Annotated in this window: 14 protein-coding genes; 7 read left to right on the top strand and 7 right to left on the bottom strand. The window is 73.5% G+C overall.

Annotated elements, in window-relative coordinates:
- Positions 1-43 precede the first annotated feature (43 nt).
- Positions 44-1,615 carry a class I tRNA ligase family protein gene (locus QWJ13_RS01625; protein ID WP_316519999.1) on the top strand — a complete coding sequence of 524 codons (1,572 nt, stop codon included), beginning with the start codon at positions 44-46 and terminating at the stop codon, positions 1,613-1,615.
- A 229-nt stretch (positions 1,616-1,844) separates the two neighbouring features.
- On the opposite strand, the gene QWJ13_RS01620 is transcribed toward QWJ13_RS01625, so the two are convergent.
- The 4 genes from QWJ13_RS01620 to QWJ13_RS01605 form a co-directional block, all read right to left on the bottom strand.
- A complete protein-coding gene (locus QWJ13_RS01620; RefSeq protein WP_316519998.1) occupies positions 1,845-2,282 on the bottom strand; it encodes a Fur family transcriptional regulator in 438 nt (145 codons plus the stop codon).
- A gap of 153 nt (positions 2,283-2,435) precedes the next feature.
- Complete coding sequence (locus QWJ13_RS01615; protein WP_316519997.1) at positions 2,436-3,440, bottom strand: helix-turn-helix transcriptional regulator; 1,005 nt, start codon at positions 3,438-3,440, stop codon at positions 2,436-2,438.
- Positions 3,441-3,529: 89 nt separating this feature from the next.
- The gene (locus QWJ13_RS01610; protein WP_316519996.1) at positions 3,530-4,108 is read right to left on the bottom strand and encodes a class I SAM-dependent methyltransferase; all 579 of its coding nucleotides are present in this window, start codon (positions 4,106-4,108) and stop codon (positions 3,530-3,532) included.
- A gap of 254 nt (positions 4,109-4,362) precedes the next feature.
- Positions 4,363-4,863: a GNAT family N-acetyltransferase gene (locus QWJ13_RS01605; RefSeq protein ID WP_316519995.1), complete on the bottom strand. Its 501-nt coding sequence runs from the start codon at positions 4,861-4,863 to the stop codon at positions 4,363-4,365.
- Between the two features lie 420 nt (positions 4,864-5,283).
- Here QWJ13_RS01605 and QWJ13_RS01600 point away from each other — a divergent pair, with 420 nt between their 5' ends.
- The 3 genes from QWJ13_RS01600 (at position 5,284) to QWJ13_RS01590 (ending at position 8,483) form a co-directional block, all read left to right on the top strand.
- Positions 5,284-6,726, top strand: a complete 1,443-nt coding sequence (locus QWJ13_RS01600; protein WP_316519994.1) for an MFS transporter — start codon at positions 5,284-5,286, stop codon at positions 6,724-6,726.
- 136 nt (positions 6,727-6,862) lie between these two features.
- Entirely contained in the window at positions 6,863-7,033 is a 171-nt protein-coding gene (locus QWJ13_RS01595) for a hypothetical protein (RefSeq protein ID WP_316519993.1), read from the top strand.
- Positions 7,034-7,076: 43 nt separating this feature from the next.
- On the top strand, positions 7,077-8,483 hold the full coding sequence (locus tag QWJ13_RS01590; protein ID WP_316519992.1) for an MFS transporter: 1,407 nt from the start codon (positions 7,077-7,079) through the stop codon (positions 8,481-8,483).
- Here the strand turns inward: QWJ13_RS01590 and QWJ13_RS01585 are convergent.
- Positions 8,453-9,256, bottom strand: a complete 804-nt coding sequence (locus tag QWJ13_RS01585; RefSeq protein WP_316519991.1) for an aminoglycoside 3'-phosphotransferase — start codon at positions 9,254-9,256, stop codon at positions 8,453-8,455. The two genes, QWJ13_RS01590 and QWJ13_RS01585, sit on opposite strands and share 31 nt — an antisense overlap.
- A gap of 79 nt (positions 9,257-9,335) precedes the next feature.
- Here QWJ13_RS01585 and QWJ13_RS01580 point away from each other — a divergent pair, with 79 nt between their 5' ends.
- Together QWJ13_RS01580 and QWJ13_RS01575 are read left to right on the top strand one after the other, a co-directional pair.
- A complete protein-coding gene (locus tag QWJ13_RS01580) occupies positions 9,336-9,872 on the top strand; it encodes a hypothetical protein (protein ID WP_316519990.1) in 537 nt (178 codons plus the stop codon).
- Between the two features lie 221 nt (positions 9,873-10,093).
- On the top strand, positions 10,094-10,240 hold the full coding sequence (locus QWJ13_RS01575; protein WP_316519989.1) for a hypothetical protein: 147 nt from the start codon (positions 10,094-10,096) through the stop codon (positions 10,238-10,240).
- Between the two features lie 54 nt (positions 10,241-10,294).
- Here the strand turns inward: QWJ13_RS01575 and QWJ13_RS01570 are convergent, their stop codons facing one another.
- Positions 10,295-11,248 carry a DUF8832 domain-containing protein gene (locus tag QWJ13_RS01570; RefSeq protein WP_316519988.1) on the bottom strand — a complete coding sequence of 318 codons (954 nt, stop codon included), beginning with the start codon at positions 11,246-11,248 and terminating at the stop codon, positions 10,295-10,297.
- 57 nt (positions 11,249-11,305) lie between these two features.
- Positions 11,306-11,587, bottom strand: a complete 282-nt coding sequence (locus QWJ13_RS01565) for a metal-sensitive transcriptional regulator (RefSeq protein WP_316519987.1) — start codon at positions 11,585-11,587, stop codon at positions 11,306-11,308.
- Between the two features lie 340 nt (positions 11,588-11,927).
- Between QWJ13_RS01565 and QWJ13_RS01560 the strand changes: the two genes are divergently transcribed.
- A complete protein-coding gene (locus QWJ13_RS01560; RefSeq protein ID WP_316519986.1) occupies positions 11,928-14,225 on the top strand; it encodes a heavy metal translocating P-type ATPase in 2,298 nt (765 codons plus the stop codon).
- Positions 14,226-14,370 lie beyond the last annotated feature (145 nt).

Genomic DNA, 14,370 nt, shown 5'->3' with positions numbered 1-14,370 from the left:
GCGAACGACGACGGGGGCAACCCGACGGCAAGGAGGCCCGTCCATGACCACCACACCCATCCGGATCACCGCCACCGCACCCGTACCCAACGGCGAACTGCACGTCGGCCACCTGGCCGGCCCGTACGTCGCCGCGGACGTGCTGCGGCGCTTCCTGCGGTCGGACGGCCGTCCGGTCCGGCTGAGCAGTGGAATCGACCACCACCACACGGCAGTTCGGCTCTGCGCGCTGACGCAGGGACGCAAGGCCGAGGAGGTCGCCGACGGCTACGGCGAGAGCATCACGGTGGACCTGCAGCGGGCCGGCGTCGAGTTCGACACCCTGCTGCAACCCGCCCGCGAACCCGGCTACCGCAGCCACGTGCAGGACCTGCTCACCCGACTGCACGCCGACGGAACGGTGGTGGCGCGCAGCCGGCTGCTGCCGTACTGCCGCCCCTGCGAGCGCTGGCTGCACGGTGTGCTGGTCACCGGCGGCTGCCCGTACTGCGGCGCCACCTCGGACGGCAACGTCTGTCGCTCCTGCGCCCGCCCCAACGACTGCGGGGACCTGCTGCGCCCGCTCTGCGTGCTCTGCGGCACCCCGGCCGAACTGCGCCGGCACCGGCGGCTCTACCTGCCGCTGGAGGCGCACCGCGAGGCGCTGCTCGACCACTGGGCGGCCACCCCGATGGCGCCGCGGCTGTCCCTGCTGTGCGAGCAGATGGCCCGGGACGGCCTGGCGGAGGTCGCGGTCAGCCACCCGGCGGACTGGGGCGTCGAGGTGACCGTGCCCGGCTTCGAGGAACAGCGGGTGGACTCCCGCTTCGAGGCGGCGGCCGCGCACCTGCTGACCGAGGAGGGGCAGCGGGAGGGGGCGCTGCAGTTCTTCGGCTTCGACCACGCGCACCTGCGACTCGCCCTGCTCCCGGCCCTGTTGCTGCACCTGGGCCGGCCGGTGCCGGTCGGCCACCAGGTCAACGAGCCGTACCGCTACCTGGGCCGCCGGATGTCCACCGGGCAGCGGCACGCGGTCTGGGCCCTGGACGCGCTCACCGAGGCGGGCTCGGACGCGCTGCGTCGGCACGTGCTGTCCCAGCGGCCGGTCGGCCGGCCGACCGACTTCACCCTGGAGGAGCTGGACCGCTCCCGCCAGGTGCTGGAGGAGGAGTGGAACCCCTGGCTGGTCCGGCTGTTCGCCACCCTGCGCGAGGACTGCCACGGCGCCGTCCCGGACGCGGCACCCGGGGGCGCCGGCTGGACCGACCTGCACGACCGGCTGACCGTCACGGCCGCCGAACTGCGCACCGCCTACCGGCCGGAGAGCTTCGACCCGCGCCGCGCCGTCGCCCTGCTGGACGAAGTCGTCCGGCTGGCAACCGAGTTCCAGCTGGTCAACGCCCCCGAACGGGACCGCGCCGGCGACCGCTCACGCCACCACGCCGCCCTGACCGCCCAGTTGGCCGTCGCCCGCGCCCTGGCCGCCTGGTCCTGGCCGGTCATGCCGGAGGGAGCCACCCGCCTCGCCCGCGCCCTCGGCGACCCACCCGGCGCCCCGATCACCCCGACCCCCCTCACCCCACCCCGCCCCGGCACCCGCCCCACCCCGCCCACCGGCCCCCTCTTCGCCTTCTGATCGCCCGGCACCGCCCCCGCGGTCGGTGCCGGCCTCCTCGATCGGGGAGGCCGGCACCAGATCCACGGAGTGCGGGGGCTGCCGGCCGGGGCGGTGCCGGTCGGGGCGGTGTCGGTGCTGAGGGCGGGGTGAAGCGCACGACGCTGACGGGGAGGGCGGTCGGGCGGTCGTGGTGGCCGGGGCGAAGTCGACCGGGCCGGCCGACTTCCGTAGCGGCAAAGGCGATGACTCACGCCGGGTGGCGGCCCCGGCAGTCGGGGCACTCGCCGTGGAAGACCAGCTCGGCCTCGTCGACCCGCCACCCCCGCAGGCCCTTGCGGGGCGGGGCGGGAGCCTCGGCGTCGACGTTGGCGACCCGGCCGCAGCGGGTGCACAGCGCATGGTGGTGCGGCGGGCCGGAGAGCTCGAACACGGCGGTACGGCCCGGACGTTCGAACTTGCGGACCAGCCCGGTCTCCAGGAAGTTGCGGAGCATCTCGTAGACGGCCTGGCTGGTGAGCGTGCCGAGCCGCTCGCGCGCGGCCTCGGTGATGGACTCGACGTCCTGGTGCGGCTCGGCGGCCAGCAGCTGGAGCACCTCCAGCCGCGGGCCGGTCACCCGCAGCCCCACGTCCCGCAGTTGGCGGGTGGCGGCCTCACGGTCCGCAGTCAGGGTCTCGCGTGCCATCAGCCCCACCCACAGGTCGACCAAAGATTTGGTCCCATCGTACCTTGTGGGCCGCCAGGAGACCCGGACTTCCATCGCGCAGCGCGAAGAAGCCTCAACGGACGGTGACTTCGCCGCTCGTGAGGGGATCGCCGAGGCGGCGCGGTCGCCCGGTCAGTCCAGCCAGCCGAGCTTGGCCGCCCGCACGCCCGCCTCGAAGCGGCTGGAGGCGCCGAGTTCCTGCATGACCTCGGAGAGCAGCCGGCTGAGGGTGCGCAGCGAGATGCCGAGGGAGCGGGCGATCTTCTCGTCCTTCATGCCCGCCGCGAGCATCCGGATGGCGGCGTGCTGCTGGTCGGTGAGGCGGTCGCTGCCGTGCTGGTACTCCTCGGTGCGGCCGAGGACGGCGGAGGTGTGCCAGCAGTAGTCGTACAGCGCGGTGTAGGAGCGGACGAGGGCGGAGCCGCGGGCCAGGATGGCGCCGGAGTCGAGGTCGTCCGGGTCGATCGGCAGCAGGGCGAGGCGGCGGTCGCTGAGGATCATGTTGAGCGGGACGACGGCTGCGAGCCGTACCTCGACGCCGAGTTCGATCTGCCGCTGGAAGTAGTCGGCGAGCGCCGGGACGGAGAGGAAACGCTGCTGGTAGATCGCCCGGACCCGGGCGCCGGCCTCGATCAGCCGGCGGTCGCGGTCGAGTCCGGCGGTGAGGAACTCGCCGGTGGGCAGGGCGCCCGGGTGCATCGAGGCGATCTCGGTGCGGACGGTGTCGGAGAGGCCCTCCAGGGTCTGCTGGACCCGGCTGCTGCCGGTCAGCACCTCGACCTCGACCTCGGAGGGCACCGCCGTGCCGCCGCGCAGGTAGCGCCGGGTGAGCTCTTCGACGGCGGTGTAGGCGAGTTCGGTGCGCTGCTGGCGGGCGCGCGCCTCCTGAGCCTCGCGGGCGAGGACGCGCAGCAGGGCGACCTCCGGGTCGACCGCGGTGACCTGCGCGTCCTCGTCCGGTCCGGCGCCGCTGACCAGGCCGAGGGCCTCCAGCTCGGCCCAGCAGTCGGCGGCCTGGACCTCGGTCAGTCCCAGCTCGCCGGTGAGCGCGGAGAAGCGGTGGGAGCCGCGGGCCCGGAGTGCGCGGTAGACGGACAGTGCGTGCTCGGAGGATCTGCCTCCGGTTGATGTCGCCAATGTCGCCCCCTCCGCGTCACCAGTGGAGGCATGGTATCCGAGGTCCTGTGACGCGCCGGCGACACAACGTCAGTGCCGAAGGCGGGCGTTCATCGGTCCCGGCGGGCGCAGAGCAGGAAGGTGCTGGAGCGGCCGTCGGGCAGCGGCCGGCGGTCGCGGCGTACGGTGCGCAGTCCGCAGGCGCGCAGGTCGGTGGGCGGGGTGAGGCCGCGGTGGTCGGGGGCGATCCAGTCGAGGGCGAGCAGGCCGTTCCTGGTCAGGTGGGCCGCGAGCCGGCGCAGCAGTGGCGCCCGCACCTGCTCGGGGAGTTCGAGGATCAGCCCGCCCGCGAGCATGACCAGGCCGTAGCGGCGGGGCAGGGTGAGGTCGGCGAGGTCGGCGCGGATCGCGGTGACCCGCCCGGGGTGGCTGTCGGGCAGGGTGGCGGCCCAGCTGCGCAGCCGGGCGAGCCGGGCCGGGTCGCGGTCGACGGCGTCGACGTCGAAGCCCTGGCGGGCGAGCGGGACGGCGAAGCGTCCGCAGCCCGCGCCGAGGTCGAGGACGGGGCCTCGGGTGGTGCGGGCGGCGCGCAGGTAGTCGAGGATGTCGGCGCCGTGCGGGAGGGTTTCGGCGGTGGGGCGCGGAACGGTCCGCAGGGTGCCGGCCGGGCGGGCGGTGCGCAGCAGCATGGCTCCTCCGGGAGCTGAGGGTCTGCCCGAGTGGGGCAGTTGGGGGCGGTGCGTTCATTCTGCGCCCGGCATGCCTGCCGTGGGAGTGGTGGCGGCGGCGTGTTCGCGCCGCGGCCGGTGCACGCCACGGTGGATTCGCGCGGATACCCCCACCCCGTACGGTCCGGAGTTGCGATCACCGTGCCGGATACCCCCTGGCTCCGCCGCGCGCCCAGGGGTCGGCCGAGGGCGGATACCCCCACCCCGTACCGCGCTCAGATGTCGCGGCGCAGCCGCACGCCGCCACCCGAGGGCCGCGCCGCACCGTCGGCGACGAAGCCGTGCCGGGCGAGGAAGGGCGCCGAGGGGTCGTCGGCGTCGTGGGTGCTCACCCACTGGTGCCCGGCGCCGCGCGCCCGTTGCTGTTCGGTGAGCGCGGCGAGCAGCCCGCTTCCGATGCCCCGGCGCCGCTGCTCGGCGGCCACGCACAGGGTGTAGACCTCGCCCGATCCGATCGTGGCGATGCCGCCGGCACCCGCGCCGACGACCTCTCCGGCGCGCTCGGCGACCAGCCAGCCGAGCCAGCCGTCCCCGGCGCCGGAACCGGAGATCTCGACGGTGATCCGGCCGACGGGGCAGTAGGTGGCGATCAGGTGCTCGGTGCGCTGGCCGCCCAGGTACTCCGCGTAGTCCTGGCGCCAACAGGCCGCGAGGAGGCGGGAGATGGCGGCGGCCTCGGCCGGTCGGGCCGGGCGCAGCTCCACCGTGGAGTCCATCGTGCGGTCCTCATTTCGGCGCTGGGGTCTCGGGAGGTCTCGGGGAGGCCCGGAGGGTCAGTAGAGCGGAGGCCTATGGCGAAATCAAGTCCGGTCCTGGCCAAGGGAGTTCTGCGAACTTACTTAGGAAACGGGTAGTCGGAGGCGTGACTGCGGGCGGTGCGCCGGGCCTGGTCAGGCCTGAAACGCGGCCTCGCGGCCAGGCGGCCACATACCCCCCACCCCTAGGCCCAGCGAACCCGCTTCCAGCTTCCACGGGTTAAACCCTACCCCCCTAGGGTATGCTCTGACACGTCCTCACCGGGGTCGTCGACCGGCACATGCGCCATGCATGCGCCGGAAGTTGACGACCGATGACCTTTGCAGGCGGCCGTTCCCCCGGCCCCGGCAGATACCCCCAACGGGTAGGGAGTAAGAGAGATGGCAACCGACAACACCGGGCCGAACCCCCGGAGGTGGCGCGCACTGGCGCTGATCGCCGCCGCGCAGTTCATCGTGATCATGGACACCTCGATCATCGGGGTGGCGCTGCCCAAGATGAAGGACGTCCTGGGCTTCAGCCAGGAGAACCTGTCCTGGGTGTTCAACGCGTACGTGGTGGCCTTCGGTGGCCTGCTCCTGCTCGGCGGCCGACTGTCCGACCTGCTCGGCGCCCGCCGCCTGTTCTCCACCGGCTGGGCGGTCCTCGGCGTCGGCTCGGTGGTCGCCGGCCTCGCCCAGAACGTCCCCACCGAGCTGGCCGGCCGCGCCGTCCAGGGCCTCGGCGCCGCGATGATCGCCCCCGCGGCGCTCACCCTGCTGATGATGCTCTTCGGCGGCAACCCCAAGGAGCTGACCAAGGCCTTCGCCCTGTACGGCGCGGCGGCCCCGGCCGGCGGCACCGCGGGCGTCTTCCTCGGCGGCCTGATCACCCAGTACATCAGCTGGCCGTGGGTGTTCTACATCAACATCCCCGTCGCCCTGGTCGCGCTGTTCGCCACCCCCTCGCTGATGCCCTCCGTGCCCCGGCGCAGCGGCGGCATCGACATCTTCGGCGCCCTCACCGTCACCGGCGGCCTGGCCGCCGCGGTGTACGCCATCGTCCGTGCCCCGGAGGCGGGTTGGGCCTCGGCCTCGACCCTGCTGACGCTGGCCGTCGCGGCCGTGCTGCTGATCGCCTTCCTGGTCATCCAGGGCAAGCGCCGCGAGCCGCTGATGCGGCTGAGCATCTTCCGGGCGCCGAACCTCGGCGCCGCCAACCTCGCCCAGTTCCTGCTGGCCGCCGCCTGGGTGCCGATGTGGTTCTTCCTGAACCTCTACCTCCAGCAGGTGCTCCACCTCGGCGCCTTCGCCAGCGGCGCGGCCCTGCTGCCGATGACCGTCGCCATCATGGCCATCATGATCACCGCGGCGCCCAAGCTGATCGCCCGCTTCGGCCCCAAGGCGCTGGTCGTCACCGGCATGCTGGCCCTCGGCGCCGGCCTGTTCGGGCTCTCGCTGGCCCGCCCGGACGGCAACTTCTGGGTCGACGTGCTGCCCGCCTCGCTGCTCGCCGCGATCGGCATGGCGCTCGCCTTCATCCCCTCCCTCGGCACCGCGATCTCCGCCGCGCCCCCGGAGGACGGTGGCCTCGCCTCCGGCATCGTCAACACCGGCTACCAGGTCGGCTCGGCACTCGGCCTGGCCGCGATGACCGCGCTGGCCGGCGCCCAGACCTCGGACACCACCGTCGAGAGCCTGACCTCGGGCTTCTCCGCCGCCTTCATCGGCTCCGCCGCGATCGCGGTGGTCGGCGGCCTGCTCGCGGTGGCCACCCTGCGCACCCCGCGCCCCGAGAGCACCGGCGCCACGGCCGCCGACGCGCAGTCCGCGCCGGTCATGTGAGGCCGTCCACACCGTCCCACCACGGGGCGGGCCCGATCCGGCGCCCGCCCCGTCCACCCCACCGGGGCCGCGTCTCACAGGCGCGGCCCCTGCGGCCTTGGACCCTGGACCGTCCCGCACCCGTAGGGAGACCCCGATGACCCACCGCGAAACCCCCGCCGCCGACCCACTCGCCGCACTGGTCCGGGCCGCACGCCACCCCGTCACCCGCTGCCTGATCGCCTGCCTGGCCGGCGCCGTCGCGGCCGCCGCCGCTCCCGCCGAGCCGGCCCGGGGCGCCACGGCCCGCTGCTGCCCGAACCGCTGACCGGATCCGGACCGTACGACAACTCACCACCCGGGAGTCGGACATGACCACCCGAAGCGCGCAGGGCGTGCTGGCGACCGCCGCCTACGGCACCCTGCTGGTCCTCGTCGCGTACACCGTGCCGATGACCACCCTCGCCCCGACCGCCGCCGCCCTGCACGCCGGCCCCACCGCCCAGACCTGGGTGCTCACCGGCGCCCTGGTCGGCCTCTCCGCCCTGTTGCTCACCGCCGGCAGCATCGCCGACGACCGGGGCCGCAAGCGGGTCTTCACCGCGGGCGCCCTGCTGCTCGTCCTCTCCAGCGCCGCCGCCGCGGCCGCCCCCGGGGCGGGCACCTTCCTCGCCGCCCGGGTCGTCCAGGGCGCCGCCTCCGCCGCCGTCCTCGCGCCGAGCCTCGGCCTGATCGGCGAGGCCTACCCCAGCGGCCCCGCCCGGGTGCGGGCGCTCGGCGTCTGGGGCGCGGCGGTGGGCCTGGGCATCGCGATCGGCCCGGTGTACGCGGCGCTCGCCGAGCGCTGGCTCGGCTGGCGCTCCGTCTACTGGGGGCTCGCCCTGCTCGCCGCCGCCCTGCTCGCACTCGCCGCCACCGTGCTGGAGAAGTCCCACAGCGCCGCCCGCCACCGCGTCGACACCCCGGGCGTGCTCACCCTCGGCACCGGCACCGCCGCCCTGATCGCCGGCCTCGCCGAGGGCCGGTACGGCTGGACGCAACCCGTGGTGCTCGCCCTGCTGGCCGCCGGGGTGCTGCTGCTCGCCGCGTTCGCCGCGGTCGAGGCCCGCAGCGCCGACCCCATGCTCGACCTACGGCTGTTCCGCGAGCCGGGCTTCGTCGCCGCCACCGGCGGGGCGTTGTTCACCGGCCTCGCCGTGGTCGGCCTGATGAGCTGCCTGCCCGCCGCGCTGCAACGGGTGCTCGGGGTCTCGGCGTTGGCCGCCGGGGGAGTGCTCGCCATCTGGTCCGGCTTGTCGGTGGTCGCCGCGCTGCAGGCCCGGCGCCTGGCCGGGCGGATCGGCGCCACCGCCCAACTCGCCATCGCCCTGCTGGTCTGCGGCCTCGGCGAACTCACCCTGATCGGGCTGCGCCCCGGCGACTCCTGGCTCCGCCTGGCCCCCGGCCTGGCCGTGGCCGGCGTCGGCAGCGGCGTGCTCAACGCGGCACTCGGCCGCCTCGCCGTCACCAGCGTCCCCGAGGACCGCGCCGCGATGGGCTCGGGCGCCAACAACACCGCCCGCTACCTGGGTTCCTCGCTCGGCGTGGCGATCACCGTCACCCTGATGGGCCTCGGCGGCCCCGCCACCCCCGAAGCCGCCGCCGACGGCGCGGACCACGCCGTCCTGGCCGCCACCGTGCTCTGTCTCCTCGGCGCGGCCGGCGCACTGGTCGTGGGGGCGGCGCAGCGGCGGGCGCCGGCGCCGGATCAGTCCGTCAGCTCCCACAGCAGCCGGTAGTAGCCGATCCGTTCGAGGTCGGGCTCGACTCCGTAGGCTTCGAGCAGCGGCTCCTCCCACCCCGGACCGTAGTTCCACCGGGTGCTCCAGGTGGCGATGGCGAGATCGGCCCAGCGGTCGGCGACACCGAGCGTGTCGAAGTCGACGTGCCCGGTGCAGGTGCCGTCGTCGCCGACCAGGGTGTTGGGAGCACAGGCGTCGCCGTGGCAGACGACGAGCCGGTCGACGGGCGGGACGTCGGCGAGCACGTCCAGCGCGTGATCGACCGTGCCGAAGCGCTGAATCTCTTCGGGCCAGTCCGCCGGATCGATCAGGCCCGCCGCCGCCCGGGACCGCGCGTTCTCCAGGCGCGACTCGGCCGACCAGTCGAACGGGCAGTCCGCGACAGGCAACGCCTCATGGAGCTGCCGCAGCCCGGAACCGATCGCGCGCACGGCGGTGCCGGGGTCGCGCTTCCAGTGGTCGTCCACGGCCGAGCGCCCGGGCAGGCCCTGGGTGACGATCCAGGACCCGGAGTCGTCAGCGCCCTCGCCGATCACCCGCGGCACCACGGTGAAGCTCCTCGCCCACCGCAGGCGCGCCACCTCGGCGGCCAGGTCGACCCCGCTGCTGGCCGGCGTCCACTTCACGAACCGGCGTACGTCGCCCAGTCCGACCTGGAAGGTCAACCCGCCGAGGTCGTTCCGCCACACAGCCTGTACGGGCTGCCCGGCCGCGAGTTCGGTGACGATCGGCGGAGTCTCGACAGGCCCGTGCAGCTCGGTGGGGATCATCCATTCATTCTCACCAGGCGATGGTCAGTCGGCAAACCATTTTCCGTCGGGAGCGTCGGGAGAGCCCTACACTCCACTGATGATCGAGATCCTCGACAACCCCGACGTGCTGGCCCTGCCCCAACTCGACCTCACCACAGTCACGATGAACGGCGTGCCCCTGGGAGCACCGGCTACCGACGTCCCTCGCGGCACCATCGTCGAGGCGTCCTCCTCGATAGTCGCCCGGTATAGCGGCGGGACTGACATCGACAGCGCGTACCACGACGCCGACGGGCGGCGGCTGACCCTCGACGAGGTCGTCGACCACACCGCTCGGTCGGACGGATTCCTGTACTGCGCGGACAAGCTCACCTACAAGGTCCGAGCGGGGGCGGTCGTCGGCTTCGCGATCTACGGCCCGCACCTGTCCCACTTCGCCCACCTGACGTCCTACGAGGAATTCCTGGCAGCGTTCGGCAGCCCCTCCCGGGTGGACGAAAACGTTTCCTACGGCGACCTCATGTCTTACGACAACTACTACTGGGGCGCGCGGAAGCTCGTGAAGTGGGACGCCTGGGACCACCGGGTGAGCCTGATCAACTTTGGTGTCTTCGAGGGCAACTCGGGCCCGTGACCACAGAGCTCGGCTGCGTCGACACCCGATGGTCGAGGACGGACGAGCTGTGCGAGAAGTCGGCCCAGCCGACTTCTCGCGCAAACGTGCCGGGCTTGGTCAGCGACCAGCCCACTCTCCTGTCAGATCAACCGTGTTCATAGCTTCCTGCCACTTCGGAGATCAGCTGCTTCGACGCCTGCTCACTGAGCGCCGATCATCGGAACGGACGGCGGCGCGCAGTGAACGTCGAACTAACCTCGGCCCGCCCGGTCGGCACCGTCAGTGCCGCTCACATCGAGATGCGGCTCCGGGCGGCCACCCCGGGCAACGCGGATGCCCTCCTGCGCGCGGTGCTCCGGCAAGCCGCCGGGCGCCTGTCCGCGTGAACAGCCATGCCGGGCGATCCGCCATGGGATCGCCCGGCCTGTACGGGGTGCTGCTCAGTGCTGGTGGTCGTCCGTGCCCTCGGTGTGCTCGGCGGTGGCCGGGGCGGCCGGGGCGGGGGCCGCGGTGGAGTCCGTGGTCACGGTGAAGGCGGCGGTGCGGACGGTGTCCTGGTGCTTGAAGTCCAGGAAGAGGCGGTAGCTGCCCGTGCTCGGGGCGGTGGTGGTGAAGCCGATCTCCGGGCCCGGGGTGGTGGTGTCCGGGTGGACGTGCAGGTAGGCGAGGTCGCCGGCGCGGAGGGCGACGAGGTGGCCGTAGGCGCCGAGGTAGGGCTGGAGGTCGGTGACGGGCTTGCCGTCCCTGCTGACGCTCAGGGTGAGGCGGCCGCTGTGGCCGGGGGTGAGGTCGCCGCCCAGGGTGACGGTGTAGCCGTCGACGGTGACGGTGCGGCCGGTGTCCGGCAGCGGGGCGGGGTGGAGGTCGCCCGCGGCGTGGAGGTCGGCGCCGAGGGTCAGGCCCTCGCTGGCCCCGGTCGGGGTGAAGTCCGCGAAGACTCGGTACTCCCCGGCGGCGGGGACGGCGGTCGGGGCGCTCCAGGTGCCGTCGGCGGCGAGCGTCGGGTGCAGGTGCTGGAAGGTGGAGAGGTCGCGCGGGGCGACGATCAGGTGCAGTTCCTTCTCGTGCTGCTGCTGGTACGAGGTGACCGGCTTGCCGTCGGCGCCGAGGATGCGGAAGCGCAGGTCGGTGGGGGAGCCGGCGGTGACGAAGGGGGTGTCGACGTTGAGGGTGTAGCCGCGCTCGGAGATCTGGAGCCCGCCGGGCAGATGGTCGGCGGCGCCACCGGCCTCCTCGGAGTGGCCCGCGTGGCCCGCGTGGTCCGCGTGCCCCGCGTGTGCGGCGGCGGGCTTGGGCGTGGGCCCGTTGCCGGTGGCGTTGCCGACGCCGAGGGCGAGGCCGAAGGCGGCGGCGAGGCCGGCGGCGAAGGCGGTGATGCGCAGTGGGGTGTTCATGGCGGTCTCCTGGAACGTCCGAGGCGAGCGGTGGGCAGCGGGGTGTGGGGAAAGAGGTCAGGCCCGCATGAGCCGGGCGATGGCCTGCGAGGCCTCGGCGACCTTGGCGTCCGCCTCGGTGCCGCCGCCCGCGATGGCGTCCTGGACGCAGTGGGCGAGGTGGCTGTCGAGCAGGTGCAGTGCGACGGACTGGAGGGCCTTGGTCGCGGCCGAGACCTGGGTCAGCGTGTCGATGCAGTAGGTGTCGGTGTCGACCATGCGCTGGAGGCCGCGGATCTGGCCTTCGACGCGGCGCAGTCGGCGCAGGAGCTGGTCCTTGTCGTTGTGGTAGCCGGCCATGCGGCCCTCCTCGGGATTCCGGCGGGAAGTACGGGGGAGTGCGGGGCGTACGGGCGGTGCGGGAAGTACAGGGGAGTGCGGGGCGTACGGGGGAGCGCGGGCGGCGTGCCCGCCGGCTCGATGCCCATGAGTGAATACCCCATGGGGGTATCAAGTCAAGTGGATCCCCGCAGGATCCCCGCCCCGGAAAAATACCGGCCGGGGGTATCCCTCAGGGCTTGCCCTCGCTACCCCCCGGGGGTATAAATGAACTCGGCACCGCCCGATACCCCTCCAGGGTATGACGGCCCGGCCGCGCACGTCCCCCTGCACCACGACTTGTCACGAACGAGGAGCAACGATGACTACGCAGGCACCCGCCTCCGCGGAGGTGGAACTCTCGATCGGCGGAATGACGTGCGCCTCGTGCGCGGCCCGGATCGAGAAGAAGCTCAACCGGATGGACGGTGTCACGGCCAGCGTCAACTACGCCACCGAGAAGGCGAAGGTCTCCTTCGAGGGCGGCATCGAGGTCGCCGACCTGATCGCCACCGTCGAGGCCACCGGCTACACCGCCGCGCTGCCCAAGCCGCCGGCCACCGAGGGCGGGAGCGGCGAGCAGGCCGAGCCGGCCGACGAACTGGCCCCGCTGCGCCAGCGGTTGTTCACGGCGGTGGCCCTCGCGGTGCCGGTGATCGCGATGGCGATGGTGCCGGCCCTGCAGTTCGACAACTGGCAGTGGCTGTCGCTGACCCTCGCCGCCCCGGTCGTCACCTACGCCGCCTGGCCGTTCCACCGGGCCGCGTTCACCAACGCCCGGCACGGCGCCGCCACCATGGACACCCTGGTCTCGCTCGGCACCATCGCCGCGTTCCTCTGGTCGCTGTGGGCGCTGTTCTTCGGCGACGCGGGGATGCCGGGCATGCGGCACGGCTTCGAGTTCACCATCGCCCGCAGCGACGGCTCGTCCAACATCTACCTGGAGGCGGCGGCCGGCGTCACCGCCTTCATCCTGGCCGGGCGCTACTTCGAGGCCCGTTCCAAGCGCACCGCCGGTGCCGCTCTCAAGGCGCTGCTGGAACTGGGCGCCAAGGACGTGACGGTGCTGCGCAACGAGGGGGGCGGGCGCGAAGCGTCCTCGGACAAGGGTGGTGGTGGGCGACGGGCGGGAGTCGAGGTGCTCATCCCGATCGCGGACCTCTCCGTCGGCGACCGCTTCGTGGTCCGTCCCGGCGAGAAGATCGCCACCGACGGCACCGTGGTCGAGGGCGCCTCGGCGGTGGACGCCTCGATGCTGACCGGCGAGTCCGTCCCGGTCGAGGTCGGGGTCGGCGACAGCGTCACCGGCGCCACCGTCAACGCGGGCGGCCGGCTGGTCGTCGAGGCGACCCGGGTCGGCGCGGACACCCAGCTGTCCCGGATGGCCAAGCTGGTCGAGGACGCGCAGAACGGCAAGGCCGCCGCGCAGCGCCTCGCCGACAAGATCTCCGCGGTCTTCGTGCCGATCGTGATCACCCTCGCGGTGGCCACCCTCGGCTACTGGCTGGGCACCGGCGAGGGCTGGACCGCCGCCTTCACGGCAGCCGTGGCCGTACTGATCATCGCCTGCCCCTGCGCCCTCGGCCTGGCCACCCCGACCGCGCTGCTGGTCGGCACCGGCCGCGGCGCCCAGCTCGGCATCCTGATCAAGGGCCCGGAGGTCCTGGAGTCCACCCGCAAGGTCGACACCATCGTCCTGGACAAGACCGGCACCGTCACCAGCGGCCAGATGACCCTGCTCGCCGTCCACACCACGGCCGGCACCACCGAGGCCGAGGTGCTGCGCCTGGCCGGGGCCCTGGAGCACGCCTCCGAGCACCCGATCGCCCGGGCGATCGCCAACGCCGCCGCCAAGGCCGGTGAACTGCCCGCCGTCGAGGGCTTCGAGAACGTCCCGGGCCTGGGCGTCCAGGGCGTGGTGGACGGCCATGCCGTGGTGGCCGGCCGGGAGTCCCTGCTCAACGAGTGGTCGCAGCAGCTGCCCGAGGCGCTGGCCGAGGCCAAGCGCACCGCCGAGGCGGCCGGCCGCACCGCGATCGCGGTCGGCTGGGACGGCGAGGCGCGGGCCGTGCTGGAGGTCGCCGACGCGGTCAAGCCGACCAGCGCCGAGGCCATCGGCAGGCTGCGCGCCCTGGGGCTGACCCCGGTGCTGCTGACCGGTGACAACAAGCTGGTCGCCGAGGCGGTGGCGGCCGAGGTCGGCATCAAGCCGGAGCACGTGATCGCCGAGGTCATGCCGCAGGACAAGGTCGACACCGTCAAGCGGCTCCAGGCCGAGGGCAAGGTCGTCGCGATGGTCGGCGACGGCGTCAACGACGCGGCCGCGCTCGCCCAGGCCGACCTGGGCCTGGCGATGGGCACCGGCACCGACGCCGCGATCGAGGCCGGCGACCTCACCCTGGTCCGCGGCGACCTGCTGGCCGCGGCGGACGCCATCCGGCTCTCCCGCAAGACCCTCGGCACCATCAAGAGCAACCTGTTCTGGGCCTTCGGCTATAACGTCGCCGCCCTGCCGCTGGCCGCGGCCGGGCTGCTCAACCCGATGATCGCGGGGGCCGCGATGGCCTTCTCCTCGGTCTTCGTGGTCGGCAACAGCCTCCGGCTGCGCCGCTTCCGCTGAACGTCCGTCGGACGAAGGAACAACCGGACCACTCTCCGCCGCCGGGCCGAGGCCCCGGAACCCAGCCAGGGTTCCGGGGCCTCGGCGTGCCCGCGTCCGTACGCCCGCGTTACGCCGGTCGGATCCAATGCGACCGGGATCCGGG

It is taken from the genome of Kitasatospora brasiliensis (assembly GCF_032654805.1).
Taxonomy (GTDB): Bacteria; Actinomycetota; Actinomycetes; order Streptomycetales; family Streptomycetaceae; genus Kitasatospora; species Kitasatospora brasiliensis.
Note: the sequence above shows the minus strand (reverse complement) of the source record. Positions and strands in the feature narration are given on the sequence as shown.